The 15,917-nt window shown below is 70.8% G+C and carries 17 protein-coding genes; 11 read left to right on the top strand and 6 right to left on the bottom strand.

The genetic code is table 11. The features are described from left to right. Nucleotides 1-11: 11 nt before the first annotated feature. From ACIBAG_RS39465 to ACIBAG_RS39450, 4 genes are read left to right on the top strand one after another with little or no spacing between them, the layout of a single operon-like run. Nucleotides 12-1,307 carry an extracellular solute-binding protein gene (locus tag ACIBAG_RS39465; RefSeq protein WP_399112233.1) on the top strand — a complete coding sequence of 432 codons (1,296 nt, stop codon included), beginning with the start codon at nucleotides 12-14 and terminating at the stop codon, nucleotides 1,305-1,307. Nucleotides 1,308-1,313: 6 nt separating this feature from the next. Next, nucleotides 1,314-2,318: a carbohydrate ABC transporter permease gene (locus ACIBAG_RS39460; RefSeq protein WP_399112180.1), complete on the top strand. Its 1,005-nt coding sequence runs from the start codon at nucleotides 1,314-1,316 to the stop codon at nucleotides 2,316-2,318. Continuing rightward, entirely contained in the window at nucleotides 2,315-3,142 is an 828-nt protein-coding gene (locus tag ACIBAG_RS39455; protein ID WP_399112178.1) for a carbohydrate ABC transporter permease, read from the top strand. Before ACIBAG_RS39460 ends, ACIBAG_RS39455 begins: the two co-directional genes overlap by 4 nt. A gap of 60 nt (nucleotides 3,143-3,202) precedes the next feature. After that, nucleotides 3,203-4,237, top strand: a complete 1,035-nt coding sequence (locus tag ACIBAG_RS39450; RefSeq protein ID WP_399112176.1) for an endo-1,4-beta-xylanase — start codon at nucleotides 3,203-3,205, stop codon at nucleotides 4,235-4,237. Between the two features lie 159 nt (nucleotides 4,238-4,396). On the opposite strand, the gene ACIBAG_RS39445 is transcribed toward ACIBAG_RS39450, so the two are convergent. After that, nucleotides 4,397-4,603, bottom strand: coding sequence for a DUF5999 family protein (locus ACIBAG_RS39445; protein WP_031486469.1), 207 nt, complete (start codon nucleotides 4,601-4,603; stop codon nucleotides 4,397-4,399). Between the two features lie 444 nt (nucleotides 4,604-5,047). Then, nucleotides 5,048-5,650, bottom strand: coding sequence for a hypothetical protein (locus tag ACIBAG_RS39440; RefSeq protein WP_399112174.1), 603 nt, complete (start codon nucleotides 5,648-5,650; stop codon nucleotides 5,048-5,050). 574 nt (nucleotides 5,651-6,224) lie between these two features. Here ACIBAG_RS39440 and ACIBAG_RS39435 point away from each other — a divergent pair. Further along, on the top strand, nucleotides 6,225-7,742 hold the full coding sequence (locus ACIBAG_RS39435) for a glutamate--cysteine ligase (protein ID WP_399112173.1): 1,518 nt from the start codon (nucleotides 6,225-6,227) through the stop codon (nucleotides 7,740-7,742). Between the two features lie 171 nt (nucleotides 7,743-7,913). Then, nucleotides 7,914-8,714: a CPBP family intramembrane glutamic endopeptidase gene (locus ACIBAG_RS39430; protein ID WP_399112171.1), complete on the top strand. Its 801-nt coding sequence runs from the start codon at nucleotides 7,914-7,916 to the stop codon at nucleotides 8,712-8,714. Nucleotides 8,715-8,737: 23 nt separating this feature from the next. Here the strand turns inward: ACIBAG_RS39430 and ACIBAG_RS39425 are convergent, their stop codons facing one another. Beyond that, the gene (locus ACIBAG_RS39425; protein WP_399112169.1) at nucleotides 8,738-9,727 is read right to left on the bottom strand and encodes a zinc-binding dehydrogenase; all 990 of its coding nucleotides are present in this window, start codon (nucleotides 9,725-9,727) and stop codon (nucleotides 8,738-8,740) included. Between the two features lie 77 nt (nucleotides 9,728-9,804). On the opposite strand from ACIBAG_RS39425, the gene ACIBAG_RS39420 reads away from it, so the two are divergent. Continuing rightward, a complete protein-coding gene (locus tag ACIBAG_RS39420) occupies nucleotides 9,805-10,203 on the top strand; it encodes a winged helix-turn-helix transcriptional regulator (protein ID WP_399112167.1) in 399 nt (132 codons plus the stop codon). A 98-nt stretch (nucleotides 10,204-10,301) separates the two neighbouring features. Here ACIBAG_RS39420 and ACIBAG_RS39415 read toward each other — a convergent pair whose 3' ends face one another. Next, nucleotides 10,302-11,111, bottom strand: a complete 810-nt coding sequence (locus ACIBAG_RS39415) for a PhzF family phenazine biosynthesis protein (protein ID WP_399112165.1) — start codon at nucleotides 11,109-11,111, stop codon at nucleotides 10,302-10,304. A 239-nt stretch (nucleotides 11,112-11,350) separates the two neighbouring features. On the opposite strand from ACIBAG_RS39415, the gene ACIBAG_RS39410 reads away from it, so the two are divergent. Beyond that, complete coding sequence (locus ACIBAG_RS39410) at nucleotides 11,351-11,968, top strand: PadR family transcriptional regulator (RefSeq protein ID WP_399112163.1); 618 nt, start codon at nucleotides 11,351-11,353, stop codon at nucleotides 11,966-11,968. A gap of 85 nt (nucleotides 11,969-12,053) precedes the next feature. Here ACIBAG_RS39410 and ACIBAG_RS39405 read toward each other — a convergent pair whose 3' ends face one another. Continuing rightward, the gene (locus ACIBAG_RS39405; RefSeq protein ID WP_399112161.1) at nucleotides 12,054-12,485 is read right to left on the bottom strand and encodes an SRPBCC family protein; all 432 of its coding nucleotides are present in this window, start codon (nucleotides 12,483-12,485) and stop codon (nucleotides 12,054-12,056) included. A 118-nt stretch (nucleotides 12,486-12,603) separates the two neighbouring features. After that, nucleotides 12,604-12,792, bottom strand: coding sequence for a hypothetical protein (locus ACIBAG_RS39400; protein ID WP_399112160.1), 189 nt, complete (start codon nucleotides 12,790-12,792; stop codon nucleotides 12,604-12,606). Between the two features lie 198 nt (nucleotides 12,793-12,990). On the opposite strand from ACIBAG_RS39400, the gene ACIBAG_RS39395 reads away from it, so the two are divergent. The 3 genes from ACIBAG_RS39395 (at nucleotide 12,991) to ACIBAG_RS39385 (ending at nucleotide 15,917) form a co-directional block, all read left to right on the top strand. Continuing rightward, a complete protein-coding gene (locus ACIBAG_RS39395) occupies nucleotides 12,991-13,548 on the top strand; it encodes a Clp protease N-terminal domain-containing protein (RefSeq protein WP_399112158.1) in 558 nt (185 codons plus the stop codon). 236 nt (nucleotides 13,549-13,784) lie between these two features. Beyond that, nucleotides 13,785-14,789 carry an EamA family transporter gene (locus ACIBAG_RS39390; RefSeq protein WP_399112156.1) on the top strand — a complete coding sequence of 335 codons (1,005 nt, stop codon included), beginning with the start codon at nucleotides 13,785-13,787 and terminating at the stop codon, nucleotides 14,787-14,789. A gap of 177 nt (nucleotides 14,790-14,966) precedes the next feature. Next, nucleotides 14,967-15,917 (top strand): DMT family transporter, encoded by a 951-nt coding sequence (locus ACIBAG_RS39385; RefSeq protein ID WP_399112154.1) that lies wholly within the window; start codon nucleotides 14,967-14,969, stop codon nucleotides 15,915-15,917.

Below are 15,917 nucleotides of genomic sequence, written 5' to 3'. Positions count from 1 at the left end.
AGGAGCGCATGATGGGCGACCCGGGACTGTCCCGCCGCGGCTTCCTGGCGGCCTCCGCCGCAGCCGGTGTGGGCATGACGGCACTGAGCGGTTGCGGCGGCGACTCGGGCGGAGGGTCGTCGGACGGCACGACCACCGTCGAGTGGTGGAACATCTCCACCACGGAGCCCGCGAAGAGCGTCTGGGCGGCGCTCGCCAAGAAGTTCGAGGCCCAGAACCCCAAGGTGAAGATAAAGATCGTCCAGTTGGAGAACGACGCCTACAAATCGAAGATGACGGCGCTGACCGCCTCCGGGAAGCTCCCCGACATCTTCCACACCTGGGGCGGCGGCGTCCTCAAGCAGCAGGTCGACGCCGGGCTCGTCGAGGACCTCACCGACCGGACGAAAGATTTCGCCGACACGCTGCTGCCGGTCACGAAGGAGCCGTACATCCTCGACGAGAAGGTGTACGGCATCCCGTTCGACATGGGCATGATCGGCTTCTGGTACAACAAGGCGCTCTTCAAGGACGCGGGCATCAGTGAACCCCCCACCACCTGGGCCGGCTTCCTCGACGCCGTGCGCGCGTTGAAGGCGAAGGGCACCACGCCGCTCGCCCTCGCCGGCAAGGAGAAGTGGCCCGGCATGTACTACTGGGCCTACCTCGCCATGCGCACCGCGGGCGCCTCCGCCCTGCAGAAGGCCTACGACGACAAGGACTTCACCGGCGACGCCTTCGTCCAGGCCGGACAGCACCTCCAGGAACTCGTCGACCTCCAGCCCTTCCAGAAGGGCTTCCTCGGCGCCGCCTACTCCACCCCCACCGGCCAGGCCGCGGCCGTCGGCAACGGCAAGGCGGCGATGGAGCTGATGGGCCAGTGGGCGCCGGTCGTCCAGGCCGACTCCGGCAAGGGCCTCGGCGACGATCTCGGCTTCTTCCCGTTCCCCGCGGTCGAGGGCGGCAAGGGCACGATCACCGAGGTGTTCGGCGGGGGCGGCGGGCATGCCCTGCGCAGCGGCGCGCCGCAGGCCGCCGTCGACTTCCTGAAGTTCTTCGCCTCCGAGGCCACGGACGTGGAGCTGGTCAAGAAGACCGGTGTCCTGCCGGTGGTCCCGGCGGCCGAGAGCGCCATCGCCGACCCCAACATCAAGGCCGTACAGGCCCAGTTGAAGGCCGCCACCGGATTCCAGCTCTATCTCGACCAGGCGTACGCGCCCGCCGTCGGCCAGGAGGTCAACGACAGCGTCGGCGCGCTCATCGCCGGGTCCAAGTCCCCGCAGCAGGTCGCGGAGTCGATCACGCAGGCCGCGAAGGAAGAGCAGTAGCCGGCGATGACCTCCACGTTCCTGCCGTCCGCCGAGAAACGGCCCGGCCCCGGCGTCGACGTCCCGCCCCCGTCCAAAGGCACGGGCCGGGGGCGGGCCCGGCGGCGCGTGCTGCACTGGCTCACCGCGGTCGGCTTCCAGGTGCCCGCGCTGGTGCTGTTCATCGTGCTGGTGCTGCTGCCGATCCTGTTCGCGCTGTACGCCGCCTTCTTCCGCTGGGGCGGCTTCGGGATGCCGTCCGACTACATCGGCGCCGACAATTTCACCCGCCTCTTCGACGACCCCGTCTTCCTGGGTGACCTGTGGCGCTGCTTGGTCCTGGTCGCCCTGTCCCTCGCGCTCCAGCTGCCGTTCGCGCTCGCCCTGGCCGTCGCGCTCAACCAGCGGATCCGCGGCCGGGCCGTGTACCGGATGCTGTTCTTCGCGCCGTACGTGCTGTCCGAGGCCATCACGGGCGTGCTGTTCAGCATGATCTTCGCCCCCGACGACGGACTCGCCGACCGGATCCTCGGCGGGATCGGCCTCGACGGGCTCGGCGGTGAGTGGTTCGCCGACCCGTCCATGGTCATGGCCACCCTGTTCCTGGTCATGACGTGGAAGTACTTCGGCTTCCACATGATGCTCTACCTGGCCGGACTCCAGTCCATCCCGAGGGAGTTGACCGAGGCGGCGCTGATCGACGGCGCCGGCCCCTGGCAGCGCTTCCGCAGCGTCACCCTGCCGCTGCTCGCGCCCACGCTGCGGATCAGCGTCTTCCTGTCGGTCATCGGGGCGATCCAGCTGTTCGACCTCGTGTGGGTGGTCACCCAGGGCGGCCCCGACCACCACTCCGAGACGATGGCCGTGACCATGTTCCAGTACGGCTTCAAGCGGTACCAGGTCGGCTACGCCAGCGCGATCAGCGTGGTCATGTTCGGCATCAGCCTCGTCTTCGCCCTCGCCTACCAGCGGTTCGTGCTCCGCCGTGACCTCGAAGGGGCCACCACCACGATGAGGGGGGACGGCGCATGAGCCGCAAGACCCTGCGAAGCCTGCCCCTGCACGTGATCCTCGTGGCCGTGGGCGCGGTGATGGCCGTACCGCTGCTGTACGCCCTCCTGTCCGGCTTCAAGTCCACCGACCAGCTCTCCCGCAACCCCGTCGGACCGCCCGACCCCTGGGTGACCGGCAACTACACCGGCATCCTCGGCTCCGGCGACTTCTGGCGGCTGCTCGGCAACAGCACGCTGATCGCCGTGGCCACGACCGTCATCGTCGTCGCGGTCTCCGCGCTCTCCGCGTTCTCGTTCGCCCGGTTCGCCTTCCGCGGGCGGGAGCTGCTGTTCACCCTGTTCACGATGGGGCTGATGTTCCCCTTCGCGGTGGCCGCACTGCCGCTGTTCCTGCTGCTGCGCTCCATGGGCCTGCTCGACAATCCGCTGGGCGTGATCCTTCCGCAGGCCGCCTTCGGGCTGCCGATGACGATCATCATCCTGCGCGGGTTCTTCCGGCAGATCCCGGGCGAGTTGGAGGAGGCCGCCACGCTCGACGGATGCGGTCCCCTCGGGTTCTTCTGGCGGGTTCTGCTGCCCATGGCGCGGCCCGCGCTCGGCACGGTCTCCGTCCTCGCGGTCGTCACCAGCTGGAACAACTTCTTCCTGCCGCTGCTGGTGTTCACCGACTCCACCTGGTGGACGCTGCCCATCGGCGTCCAGCAGTACCAGGGGCAGTACTCGGCGGACTACGCCCGCGTCTTCGCCTACCTGGTGCTGGCCATGATCCCCGCCCTCGCCTTCTACTCGGTCGCCGAGCGCCAGCTCGTCGGCGGCCTCACCGCCGGCGCCACCAAGGGATGACGCGCGCGCAGGCGGACGTACGACTCACCCACCACCACTCGTCACGTGAGGAGTCGCACCATGCACAGGAACCGTCTCAGACTCGCCGGCGTCCTCGCGGCCGTCCTGGTCGCAGTCACCGCCCCGGCCACCCAGGCCCACGACAAGGAGCCCACCCTCGCCGACCTCGCCCAGCGCCACGGCCGCTACTACGGCAGCGCCACCGACAACCCCGAACTCACCGACGAGCCCTACAAGGCCGTTCTGGGCAGCGAGTTCGACATGATCACTCCCGGCAACGGCATGAAGTGGTACGCCACCGAACCCGAGCAGGGCGTCTTCGACTTCTCCCAGGGCGACGAGATCGTGAACCTCGCCCGTGCCAACCACCAGCGCGTCCGCGGCCACACCCTGGTCTGGCACAGTCAACTGCCCGACTGGCTCACGAGCCGTGAGTGGACGGCGAGCGAGCTGAGGGCCGTGCTGAAGAAGCACATCCAGACCGAGGTACGGCACTACCGCGGCAAGATCTACGCCTGGGACGTGGTCAACGAGGCGTTCAACGAGGACGGCACCTACCGCGAGACGATCTTCTACAAGACCCTCGGCCCCGGCTACATCGCCGACGCCCTGCGCTGGGCCCACCAGGCCGATCCCAAGGCCAAGCTCTACCTCAACGACTACAACGTCGAGGCGATCGGCCCGAAGAGCGACGCCTACTACAAACTGGCCAAGGAGCTGAAGGCCCAGGGCGTCCCGCTGCACGGCTTCGGCCTCCAGGCCCATCTGGCGCTCCAGTACGGCTATCCGGCCAGCCTCGAGGACAACCTGCGCCGCTTCGCCCGGCTCGGCCTCGACACGGCGCTCACCGAGGTCGACGTACGGATGCTGCTGCCCGCGACCGAGGAGAAGCTGGCCCAGCAGGCCGACTGGTACCGGGACATGACCGAGGCGTGCCTGGCGGTGCGCCGGTGTGTGGGGATCACGCTCTGGGACTACACGGACAAGTACTCCTGGATCCCGGCGTTCTTCCCGGGCGAGGGCGCGGCACTGCCGTGGGACGAGGAGCTGCGGCCGAAGCCGGCGTACTTCGCGATACGGGAGGCACTTCGGTAGGCCCGGAAGGGCGACCAGGGCGTCACGCTGAGTGAGCGGCCCTGAACGCACGTGGGGGCCGGCTCGCAGTCGTCTGCGACCGGCCCCTGGAGGAACGCCGGGCGTTCGTCGCGCCGCCCGGTGGTGTGGGGCCTGACCGGCGTGATCCGCCGGCAGGCGTTACGCGGCGGTCACCACCTTGCCGCTGCCCAGCGGACGGTGCGGGGCGATGATCTGGCCGTCCGGCAGGAGCTCACCGGTGTCCTCGAAGAGCAGAACACCGTTGCACAGCAGGCTCCATCCCTGCTCCGGGTGGTGCGCCAGGAGACGGGCGGACTCCCGGTCGGCGGAGCTGGCTGAAGGGCACGGTGGCTGGTGCTGGCACATGGAAGGGATCTTTCGCTCTGTCGTGATGTGTGAGATGGCTGTCGTGTCTGTTTCGCGGCGTGAAGCCTTGTTCATTGCCGCCCCCCGTTGATAGGTCGGTCGGAACCCAGTGTTGCCCCACGGGCGTCAATCCGCAGGGATTTCGCAGCACCGCTTTCTCACAGGTTGATGACGCATCCCGCACGCCGACGGTTCATCCCAACTCCACGGTCACTTCGGATGGTTCGCCGTGGTCGGATGGGGCTAGTCCGGGTGGACCGGGGGCTTGTCGGGCTCATTCGAGCGCATTCTCGCTCGTACGAGTTATTCACCGTTCATGCGTGCGCGTTTCTCGCTGTGCGATTTCCTGTTGTCCGATACGAGCCTAATCCCGCCGCCGAACAGCCGCGTACCCCGCGGCCCGGAAGAGAGCGGCGGGGTACGCGTCTGTTCGGCGGCGGGCGGTCAGGCGGGTGAGCCGAGCAGCGGGGGCAACGGGGGCAGGGGGGCCGGGGTCGCCCGGTGGGTGAGCACCGGGAGCAGATCGGCGACCCGGTGCGGCACGTGGGACGCGATTCCGGGCGGCGCGGGGGCCAGCGGGACGAGGATGTCGGTGGCGTCGGGGTGGCCGGTGGCGCCGTCCGCGGCGCAGTCGCCGTGCAGCCAGAGGGTGAGCATGTACAGGCTGGGGAACGACAGCAGGCGCGGCTGGACGGGCTGCTGGATCGTCTCGGCCTGCCGCAGCGCACGCTCCGTGGAGGCGATGTACGGGCCCTCGAAGAAGTGCGAGAAGGTCCAGCCGTCAGGGGTCAGGCGGGTCTCGGCCGCGGCCACCGCGCGATCGCCGCAGCGGATCAGGAAGCGCCAGCCGGCCAGCCGGGTCGCGGCCACACCCTCCGGGGTGATCTCGTCCACGACGTGCACGGGCAGCGGGAGTTCGGGTGTCGCGGGTCCCTGGGCCGCGCGCAGGGAAGGCGTTCGGGCCTCGCGGACCGCGGTGGGCGAGCCGAGTGCGGTGAGGACGGAGCGAAGGGCGGGCGCGGGGGCCGGGGGAACATGCAGCGGCATGGTGGGTCGCCTCTCATTCGACAGGCACGGTGGCGCGAGGGCGGGGCAGGGCGGGGGCGGACGGCGCTGTCTGCTCACGGAGGTCAGAGAGGCGGGGGCCGGGGTCAGGGAGCGCGAGGGGGTGGGTGAGACCTGCCGTACGTCACCTGACGGCAGGCCCGGGGACCGCGGGCGCCAACCCTCTGCCTTGATTGCGGAGTTTAGACGACAAGTGTTCGCACGGTGTTTCGTCTAACCGCTTTCGGTGCACCCGGCAAGGGTCCATTCGGTCGCGGATATGCGGGAATCATCCCGATTCCCGGCCGGTCATACGGCGATGACCTCGAAAAATGTGCCGCATGCGATCGGCCAATTCTCGTCGGCGTTTTTCACGAGTTCGCGGGAGGTCCGAAACTGCACGGTGCCGCATGCCTCGTGAATGTGCCGCCGGTCACGCCCGACAGCCTAGCGGCCGCGGGACCCGCGCGGGACGTTATCGATCGCTTCGGCTGGGCATCATCCCACCTGACCCGGGACACCGGCGGCAGGATCCAGGGCCCGCCCTGGGCCCGCCCATCCGAGGAGGGACGCTTCGATGGGGGAGAAGGTCGTGGCAGGTCGGTTCGATCTGTCCGATCGCCAGCGCTACCGCGAGAAGCTGCGGCAGTGTCTGACGGGCCTGGAGCGGCTGCTGGAGGAGAAGCGGTTCGACCGCCCCAAGAACCTCATGGGGCTGGAGATCGAATTGAACCTCACCGGCGCCGACGGCATGCCGAAAATGCTGAATGCGCAGGTCCTTGAGCGGATCGCGAGCCGTGATTTCCAAACAGAACTCGCCATGTTCAATCTGGAAGTCAACATAGCTCCACATCGATTGCAGGGGAGGGTATTCGACCGGCTCGCCGAGGAACTCCGTACCTCCCTGGCATATGCCGACAGAAAAGCCGGTGAGCTCGACGCGGGAATCGTGATGATCGGCATTCTGCCGACCCTGGACCGGGACGACCTGGTCTCCTCGAACCTCTCCGCCGTCGACCGCTACACCCTCCTCAACGACCAGATCGTGGCCGCCCGCGGCGAGGACTTCACGCTCGACATCGACGGCGTGGAGCGCCTGACCTGCACATCGAAGTCCATCGCCCCGGAGGCCGCCTGCACCTCCGTGCAACTGCACCTCCAGGTCACCCCGGCCCGCTTCGCCGACGTGTGGAACGCGGCCCAGGCGATCGCCGCCGCCCAGGTCGCCGTGGGCGCCAACTCGCCCTTCCTCTTCGGCCGCGAGCTGTGGCGCGAGTCCCGCCCGCCGCTGTTCCAGCAGTCCACCGACACCCGCCCGCCCGAGCTCCAGGCCCAGGGCGTGCGGCCGCGCACCTGGTTCGGAGAGCGGTGGGTCACCTCGGCGTACGAACTCTTCGAGGAGAACCTGCGCTACTTCCCGGCCCTGCTGCCGATCTGCGACGACGAGGACCCGCTCGAGGTCCTCGACGCCGGCGGCACACCGACGCTCGCCGAGCTCGTCCTGCACAACGGCACCGTCTACCGCTGGAACCGCCCGGTCTACGGCATCGCCGACGGCGTGCCCCATCTGCGCGTGGAGAACCGCGTGCTGCCCGCCGGGCCCACCGTCACCGACGTCATCGCCAACACGGCCTTCTACTACGGCGTCGTCCGCGCCCTCGCCGAGGAGTCGCGGCCCGTGTGGACCCGGCTGCCCTTCGAGGCGGCGGCCGCCAACTTCGACGAGGCCTGCAGGCACGGCATCGACGCGCGGCTGCGCTGGCCCCGGCGGGGGCGTTACGGCGGGACGACCGAGGTCGACGCGGTGAGCCTCGTCCGCGACGAACTGCTGCCGCTGGCCGAGGCCGGCCTGGACGCGTGGGGAGTCGAGCCGGCCGACCGGGACCTCTACCTGGGCGTCATCGAGGAGCGCTGCCGACGGCGTATGAACGGCGCGTCCTGGCAGGCGGCCACCTTCCACCGGGCGCTGGAGACCGGGATGACCCGGGAGGCGGCACTGGCGGCGACGACGCGGCGGTACCGGGAGCTGATGCATCACGGCGAGCCGGTGCACCTGTGGCCGGTGGGGTCGCCGGCGCCGGTGCCGTTGGGGTGAGGGCCGTTCGAGGGGGGTCGCCGATGCCCGCCCCATACTGATCGGGCAAGCTGTGACGTCCCATGACGGTGGTGACCCTCCCGGTTGCCCTGCTGAACCCTGTGCCGGGATCCGGCCGTACTGCAGGCAAGGGGCCGGCGCCCCGTACGAGGCACCCAACTGGAGGCACGTGTGCAGGGCGCGGCAGGCCCCGTGGCCGATTCCTATCCGCCTGAGCGGCCCTCGCGACGGATCTTCCGCGACGAGACGCTGCTCGTCCTGGGGCTCTCGCTCGGTGCGAGCGGAGTGTCCGCCCTGATCAGTTTCATCGGATCGGTCACCAAACCCGGTGGTCTCAAGGACCAGGCGGCCACCCTCAACGCCTCGGCCGCCCCGGGCCGTCCGTGGCTGGACCTCGCCTGGCAGCTCTTCGGGATCACGACCGCACTGGTGCCCGTCGCGCTCGTCGCGCACTTCCTGCTGCGCGAGGGAGAGAGCCTGCGCACGCTCGGCTTCGACCGCACCCGCCCCGGGCCCGACCTCGGTCGTGGGGCGGCGATCGCGGCGGTGATCGGCAGCACCGGAATCGCCTTCTACCTGTTGGCCCGTGGGCTCGGCTTCAACCTCACCGTGGTGCCCGAGGCGCTGCCAGACGTGTGGTGGAAGTACCCGGTGCTGATCCTTTCGGCGATGCAGAACGCGATCCTCGAAGAGGTCATCGTCGTCGGCTATCTGCTGCGCCGCCTGAGCCAGTTGGGCTGGACGCCCGGCACCGCGCTGGTGGCCAGTTCCGTACTGCGCGGCTCGTACCACCTCTACCAGGGCATCGGCGGCTTCCTGGGCAACATGGCGATGGGCGTGGTGTTCGTGTACCTGTACCGGCGCTGGGGCCGGGTGGGTCCGCTGGTGGTGGCGCACTCCCTGCTCGACATAGGGGCGTTCGTGGGATACGCGCTGCTGGCCGGGAAGGTGGACTGGCTGCCGACGGCGTGACCTTCGGGAGAGGCGTACGACGGTCAGCGGGTGGGCTGATCGGACTCGCCCGGTCGGACCTGGTCCTGCGGAGTGGGTGCCGGGGCGTGCAGACGGCCGGATGCCACCTCCAGGATCGCCTTTCCGGAGATCCGACGTCCGCGAAGCGCCTTCGCCGCCTCGTCGAAGCGCTCCCAGGATCCCTGCCAGCCGATCTCGACGGTGAGGGCCCCTTCGGCGGCCAGCTCGGTGAGAACGGCCAGGTCCGCGCCGACATCGCCCTCGATGACGAAGGAGGTCAGCGACTTGGCCGGACCGACCGTCGCATACGGCGGAAAGACCGCCGGCTCCCCGGACGTCCAGCCGACGCTCTGCACGCTGCCGCCGGGGGCGAGCAGGTTCCATGCCGCGACCAGTTGAGGGCCCCCGACGCTGTCGATGACCACGTCGACCGGTCGCCGGAGCCCCTCCAGTCCGAGCAGCACCTCGTCGGCGCCGGCCTCGGCCAGCCCCTCCCCGCGGGCGGCCGAGCCCACGGACGCGATCACCTGGGCACCGGCCCGCGCCGCCAGCTGGACGGCGAACCGGCCGACCCCGCCGGAGGCCCCGGTGACCAGCACTCTCTTGTCCGGTCCGAGTCCGGCGGCCCGCAGCGAGCGCAGTGCCGCCACTCCGGCGACCGGCAGGGCCACCGCCTGCGCCAGGTCCAGTCCCTTCGGCACCTCGGCGAGCGCACCCACGTCGATCGCGACGCGCTCGGCGAACGCCCCCGAGGTCAGGGCCACCACCTCGGTGCCCACCGCGGGACCGGTTCCGTCGGCCGCGGCCTGGACGACCACTCCGGCGGCGTCCGAACCGAGCACCGCACCCACGGGGACACGCCCGGAGCGGGCGTCGTTGAGGTCGCCGTAGTTCAACGAGGCGTGCGAGACGTCCACCAGGACCTGGCCCGGCCCGGGCACCGGGGCGGGCACCTCGGCGAGGCGGACGGCGGCGGATGCGGACGGATCGACGACGAGCGCGCGAACAGGCATGTCTTCCCCCTTGGTTCACGACGTGTAACAGCAGTCATCATCGATAACCTTGCTGCTCATCGGAAGGAGGCACTTTCGTGTCACGCAGTCACACCCGTGTTACCGAAGCGCTCAGGGACGAAGCCTGCCCGGTCACCGAGGTGCTCGACCGCGTGGCGGGCAAGTGGAGCATCGGGATCCTGATCGCCGCCGCCCACGGTCCGGTCCGGTTCACCGAGCTGGAACGCGCCATCAACGGCATCAGCCGGCGGATGCTCACCCTCACCCTGCGCAGACTGGAGCGGGACGGACTGCTCGTTCGCACCGTCTATCCGACCGTGCCACCCAAGGTCGAGTACAGCCTCACGCCCATGGCCCAGGAGCTCCACGCTTCACTGACCGCTCTGGTGGGCTGGGCCGAGCGGCATCGGTCCGCCATCGCCGAGGCCCGCGCCGCCTACGACAGCGCGGCGGAGCAGAGCCCCGACAGAGACTGAACGGGCCCGGGCCGGCTCGCACTTGTGCGAGTCCGCAACGCCCGGCGGGCTGTGAAGGGCCCACCTGCGTCACGGGACGTGGGTGATCCGGACAGCTCCTAGGCGATCAGCTCCCCTTCGATCACGGTCACCGCACGGCCGCTCAGCAGGGTGCGGTCGCCACGGAGCTCCGTGCGGACCCGGCCGGAGCGGCGGGAGGCCTGCAGGCCGGTGAGTTCGGCCCGGCCGAGGCGCTCGGACCAGAACGGGGCGAGGGCCGTGTGGGCGCTGCCGGTGACCGGGTCCTCGTCGATGCCGAGGTTCGGGAAGAAGCAGCGGGAGACGTAGTCGTAGCCACGGCCGGGGTCCTCGGCGCGGGCGGTGGCGATGATGCCGCGCCGGGAGTGGGCGGCGAGGGCCTTGAGGTCCGGGGCGAGGCCGTGCACCGTCTTCTCGTCGGCGAGTTCGACGAGCAGGTCACCGACGTGCGGGCCGGTGTCGAGGACGGTGAGCGGCTCGGCGCCCAGTGCCCCCGCGACCCCGTCCGGGACCTCTACCGGCGTGAGCGGGGCGGTCGGGAAGTCGAGCGTGACGGAGCCGTCCGCGCGGGGCGTGGAGACGAGCACGCCACTGCGGGTGGCGAACCGCACGGGTCCCTCGTGGGCGCCGGTGCTGTGCAGCACATGGGCCGTGGCGAGCGTGGCGTGCCCGCACATCGCCACCTCGGCGACGGGAGTGAACCACCGCAGCGCCCAGTCGGCCTCCCCGCCCTCGGCCAGCCGGTGCGCGAACGCGGTCTCGGCCTGATTGACCTCCATGGCCACGTTCTGGAGCCAGTCGTCCTCCGGGAAGCCGTCGAGGAGCAGGACCCCGGCCGGGTTGCCGGCGAAGGGACGGTCGGTGAAGGCGTCGACGATTCGAATCCGCATGGCGCTGACGCTAGGGGCTGCGGAGAGGGGGCGGCCAAGGCCAATTCGGGGGTGGTGGACCGATTTCGGGGTGGCGTCAGGGTGCGTCGGCTGGGGTGTCCGGCCGAGGTGGGACGTGGGCGGAGGGTGCTCGTGGTGTGTGGGCGCGGGGCACCGCATCACCGACCCTTGCCACACGTACTATTCCGATATATCGTTGAAGCATCGCGACAGATCAACGATGGAATGGAGTGATTGCGATGCGTTCCCATGGATTCGAGCGTGGACACGGTGGGCACGGTCACCACGGCCGAGGCGGCTTCGAGGGACTCCGCGGCGCTTTCGGGCCCTTCGGTCCGGGCGGCCCCGGCTTCGGTGGGCCTGGATTCGGGCCAGGCCCCTGGGGGCCCAGGGGTGGTCGCGGCGGACCGCGAGGAAGGGCGCGGCGCGGTGATGTGCGGGCGTCGATCCTCGCCCTGCTGAAGGACCGGCCCATGCATGGCTACGAGATGATCCAGGAGATCGCCGAGCGCAGCGGCGGGGCGTGGAAGCCCAGCCCCGGCTCGGTGTACCCCACGCTCCAGCTGCTGGAGGACGAGGGCCTGATCGCCAGTGAGACCGAGGGCGGCAAGAAGCTGTTCTCGCTCACCGAGTCCGGCCGTGAGGCGGCCGACGCCGGGCCCGAGGCCCCGTGGGAGGAAGCCTCCCGTGGTGTCGACTGGGAGGCCCTCGGTGAGATCCGCCAGGCCGGCTTCGGTCTGATGGAGGCCTTCGGACAGGTCTGGAAGACGGGCAGCAAGGACCAGCGTGACAAGGCGCTGGCCGTCATCAACGAGGCCCGCAAGAAGCTGTACCTGATCCTCGCCGACGAGGACTGAGCAGGACCGGCGGGCTGCCCGCCATGAGTGAAGGCGCCCCGGGAAGTGATCCGCGGGGCGCCTTCGTGTCCGTTCCTGAGGGCGCTCAGGTCACCAGTCCGGCCAGCTTCCGCAACGACTCGTTCAGCGCCGCCGTAGCCGAATCCTTCAGCTTGCCCGCCATCAGCGACACGGCCGCACCCGTGAACTCGCCGTCGATGCGCACCCGCGTGGCGCCGTCGCCGTCCGGTGTCAGCGTGTAGCGCGTGGCCACGCTCACCGCCATCGGGCCCTTGCCGCGAATGGCCAGCACCCGTGCCGGCTCCAGTTCCTCGATGGTCCACTCGACCTCGGCCGGGAACCCCATGAGCTTCATGTTCTCCTGGAAGGTCCCGCCCACTTCGAGGGCCGTGGGGCCGCCGCCCGGGAAGCTCGTGTGGGTGGCGTTCCACTCCCCGTACGCGGACCAGTCCGTCAGCTGCGCCCAGACCTTGTCGGCCGGTGCCTCGATGCGTGCCTCCGCGCTGACTTCGGCCATGCGACCACCCCTTCGTCTCGGGCTACGGTGTCGCGGAACGTAGCCGTGGGGCCCGGAACATTCAATACTGATGAACCGTCAGGAAATGTGGAGACGGGAGAACCCGCCCCTCCGGGGCTCAGCCCACCAGCCGTATCACCGCCGCGTCGAACAGATCCCACGCGCGCGGCAACGAACTCTCCTCGTGGCAGTGCCACGCCTCCCAGAACAGATCGGCGAGCAGGGCGTCCTCGGGGGCGTACACCCGGTAGACGTACTGCCTGCCGTCCACGGCCGGCAGCGCCACGAGCCAGCACCTGCTCTCCATGTCCCTGAGGGACGTGCGACGGGGCGCCTCGGTTGCGTACGAGGCGCAGGGCAACGGGGCGCGCGCCCCTCCGGGGCATTCGGCGTGATCTCATCCGCAAGGAGGAGATCCCGGCCGGTCGAGTCCACTCTGTGTGGGACGCGAAAATGCTTCCTCCCGGGGATGACCCGGCGTGAGGTGCTTGATGGGGTAGGGGACGTGCAACCCCGTATCCCCCGGCAGTCGGCCCAGGAGCCGGACCGCCGGCTCCCGGACGCCGCGGCGGACGATGCCAGGCTCAGTGACGAGCTGGCAGCGGTGGTCTCCGGTGCCCGCCGCCGGGCCGTCAGGGACGGGGACCGGCAGATCGACACGGCCCATCTGCTGCACTCGCTCCTGGAGCACGACCCGGACGTGTACGCCGTCTTCGGCGACGGCCCCCAGATCGCCCGTCTGCTCGGCTACCTCGTACAGCGCACCATCGGCTACGGACTGCGCTGGCAGGGCACCGTCGAGGACTCCGGCGCCGTACCCGTCGTGATGGCCGGCGAGGGCTTCTCCCCGCTGGCCGCGAGCGCCATGGAGCACGCCCGCCGACGTGCCGCCGTGCGCGGTGCCGGCCAGGCCCGCGGCATCGACCTGCTCGCGGCGATCGTGCTGGACCCGCGGGCACGCGCCGTCGAGGTGCTCGACCGCGCGGGCGTCGACACGAACGCGCTGCGCGCCCGGATCGACGACCACCGCGACGAGTACGTCGGCGGCGACACCGCCCGCTAGCCGCTTCATCGCGCGCGGCTGTGCGGCCGGCCCTCGACCTGCCGCTGGTCGGCCTGCCGCTGGTCGCCCCTTGCGCCGGCCGCTGCGCAGCCCTCCTGGGGGCGCCCCGCACTCTTCTGCCCGCCGCGCCACACCGACTCCGCGGCCGCCCACCCCGCTTCCCGGGCACCCCACCCCGTCCACCCGCTGAGACAGGTGTCACCGGGGATGACGCTCCTGTCATCGCCTGTCATCATGTGCCGGTGCGTACGTATGAGAGCAGTCAGGCCGGCCGCGGCAAGGGCGTCGGGCTCGGGCTGGCGATCGGTTCCGCGATCGCCTTCGGAGGATCCGGCGTCGCGGCCAAACCGCTGATCGAGGCGGGGCTCGACCCGCTGCACGTGGTGTGGCTGCGGGTGGCGGGCGCCGCGCTGGTGATGCTGCCGCTCGCCGTACGCCACCGCGCCCTGCTGCGCAGCCGTCCCGCGCTGCTCGCCGGGTTCGGGCTGCTCGGGGTGGCCGGCGTGCAGGCGTTCTACTTCGCCTCGATATCCCGGATCCCGGTCGGCGTCGCGCTGCTCGTCGAGTATCTGGCGCCCGCCCTCGTCCTCGGCTGGGTGCGGTTCGTGCAGCGGCGGCCGGTCACGCGTGCCGCGGCCGTCGGTGTGGTCCTCGCGGTCGGCGGACTCGCCTGTGTCGTCGAGGTCTGGTCGGGGCTGAGCTTCGACGCCCTCGGACTGCTCCTCGCGCTCGGCGCCGCCTGCTGCCAGGTCGGCTACTTCGTCCTGTCCGACCAGGGCAGCGACTCCGGCGAGGCCGCCCCGGACCCGCTCGGCGTCATCGCGTACGGCCTGCTCGTCGGCGCCGCCGTCCTCACCGTCGTGGCCCGCCCCTGGAACCTGGACTGGTCGGTCCTCGCGGACACCGCCGACATGAACGGCACCCCGGTCGCGGCCGCCGTGCTGCTGGCCTGGATCGTGCTCGTCGCGACCGTGATCGCGTACGTGACCGGCGTGGTCTCGGTACGACGGCTCTCGCCGCAGGTCGCCGGAGTCGTCGCCTGCCTCGAGGCGGTCATCGCGACCGTGCTCGCCTGGTTCCTGCTCGGCGAGCACCTCTCGGCGCCGCAGATCATCGGTGGGACGGTCGTCCTCGTCGGGGCGTTCATCGCGCAGTCGTCCGCGCCCGCGAAGAGCCCGGCCGAGCCGGTGGCGAGCGGCGGCCCGGAGCGCGAGTTGTCCGCCCGCGGAAACATCACCTAGGCTGCGTGATCATGCCTTCGACACTCGTTCTTCCGCCTCCGGCCGCCTGAGGCGGGCCCTCCGGAACACCGGCCCGGCGTCCCGCCGGGCTGAACGGTGCTGCCCGCAGACGAAGTCCACGGACCCCGCTGAGCCGGGCTCCTCCCAGAACTTCTGCATGTCTGCGGAGAACAACTCGTGTCGAACACCTCTGTCTCCGGCCTGCCCATCGGGCGAGGCCTCATCTACCTGATCATCGCCGGTGCCGCCTGGGGCACCGCGGGCGCGGCCGCGTCCCTGGTCTACCGGACCAGTGACATGGGGCCGATCGCCCTCTCCTTCTGGCGCTGCGCCGTCGGCTTCGTGCTGCTGCTCGCCGTCCGGCTCCTGCGCCCGCGCAAGCGGACCGCCGCCGTCGTGTCCGAGCCCCTCGGCCGCAAGGCGCTGCGGGCCGGGGCCACGGGCCTTGGGCTCGCGGTGTTCCAGACGGCCTACTTCGCGGCCGTGGAGGCCACCGGACTCGCGGTGGGCACTGTCGTCGCCCTCGGCGCCGGTCCCGTGTTCATCGCGCTCGGCGCCCGGCTGACGCTGGGGGAGCGGCTCGGCCGCGGGGGCGTCGCGGCCGTGGCCGGCGCGCTCACCGGGCTCGCGGTGCTCGCGCTCGGCGGCGGGGGCGCGACCGTACGGCCCTGGGGCGTGCTGCTCGCGCTGGTGTCGGCGGCCGCGTACTGCGTGATGACCCTGCTGATCCGCACATGGGGCCGCGACGGCGGGGCCGACGCCGCCGGCACGTCCGTCCGGTCCTTCGCGGTCACCAGCCTGTGCCTGCTGCCGTTCGCCCTCGCCGAGGGCCTCGTGCCGCACACGGTCGACCCCGTCCGGCTCGGCTGGCTGGTGGCGTACATCGCGGCCGTGCCGACGGCCCTGGCGTACGCCCTCTACTTCGCGGGCGCGGCCGCCGTACGGTCCGCCACCGTGTCCGTGATCATGCTGCTGGAGCCGGTCAGCGCGGCGGTGCTGGCCGTGGTCCTGCTGGGCGAACACCTGACGGCGCCGACCCTGGCCGGCACCCTGCTGATGCTCGGCTCGGTCGCGGGTCTCGCGGTGGCGGAGACCCGCGGCGCGAGGCGGGAGTCGCTGCCGGCGTGA

It is taken from the genome of Streptomyces sp. NPDC051243 (genome assembly GCF_044455405.1).
Classification (GTDB): Bacteria; Actinomycetota; Actinomycetes; order Streptomycetales; family Streptomycetaceae; genus Streptomyces.
This window is presented reverse-complemented; position numbering and strand designations above follow the sequence as displayed.

What these genes read in the sequence shown, in the direction of transcription:
- ACIBAG_RS39460 (WP_399112180.1), top strand. Translation starts at nt 1,314, where the DNA reads ATGACCTCCACGTTCCTGCCGTCCGCCGAGAAACGGCCCGGCCCCGGC.
- ACIBAG_RS39450 (WP_399112176.1), top strand. Translation starts at nt 3,203, where the DNA reads ATGCACAGGAACCGTCTCAGACTCGCCGGCGTCCTCGCGGCCGTCCTG.
- ACIBAG_RS39435 (WP_399112173.1), top strand. Translation starts at nt 6,225, where the DNA reads ATGGGGGAGAAGGTCGTGGCAGGTCGGTTCGATCTGTCCGATCGCCAG.
- ACIBAG_RS39415 (WP_399112165.1), bottom strand. Translation starts at nt 11,111, where the DNA reads ATGCGGATTCGAATCGTCGACGCCTTCACCGACCGTCCCTTCGCCGGC.
- ACIBAG_RS39440 (WP_399112174.1), bottom strand. Translation starts at nt 5,650, where the DNA reads ATGCCGCTGCATGTTCCCCCGGCCCCCGCGCCCGCCCTTCGCTCCGTC.
- ACIBAG_RS39410 (WP_399112163.1), top strand. Translation starts at nt 11,351, where the DNA reads ATGCGTTCCCATGGATTCGAGCGTGGACACGGTGGGCACGGTCACCAC.
- ACIBAG_RS39425 (WP_399112169.1), bottom strand. Translation starts at nt 9,727, where the DNA reads ATGCCTGTTCGCGCGCTCGTCGTCGATCCGTCCGCATCCGCCGCCGTC.
- ACIBAG_RS39405 (WP_399112161.1), bottom strand. Translation starts at nt 12,485, where the DNA reads ATGGCCGAAGTCAGCGCGGAGGCACGCATCGAGGCACCGGCCGACAAG.
- ACIBAG_RS39455 (WP_399112178.1), top strand. Translation starts at nt 2,315, where the DNA reads ATGAGCCGCAAGACCCTGCGAAGCCTGCCCCTGCACGTGATCCTCGTG.
- ACIBAG_RS39465 (WP_399112233.1), top strand. Translation starts at nt 12, where the DNA reads ATGGGCGACCCGGGACTGTCCCGCCGCGGCTTCCTGGCGGCCTCCGCC.
- ACIBAG_RS39445 (WP_031486469.1), bottom strand. Translation starts at nt 4,603, where the DNA reads ATGTGCCAGCACCAGCCACCGTGCCCTTCAGCCAGCTCCGCCGACCGG.
- ACIBAG_RS39400 (WP_399112160.1), bottom strand. Translation starts at nt 12,792, where the DNA reads ATGGAGAGCAGGTGCTGGCTCGTGGCGCTGCCGGCCGTGGACGGCAGG.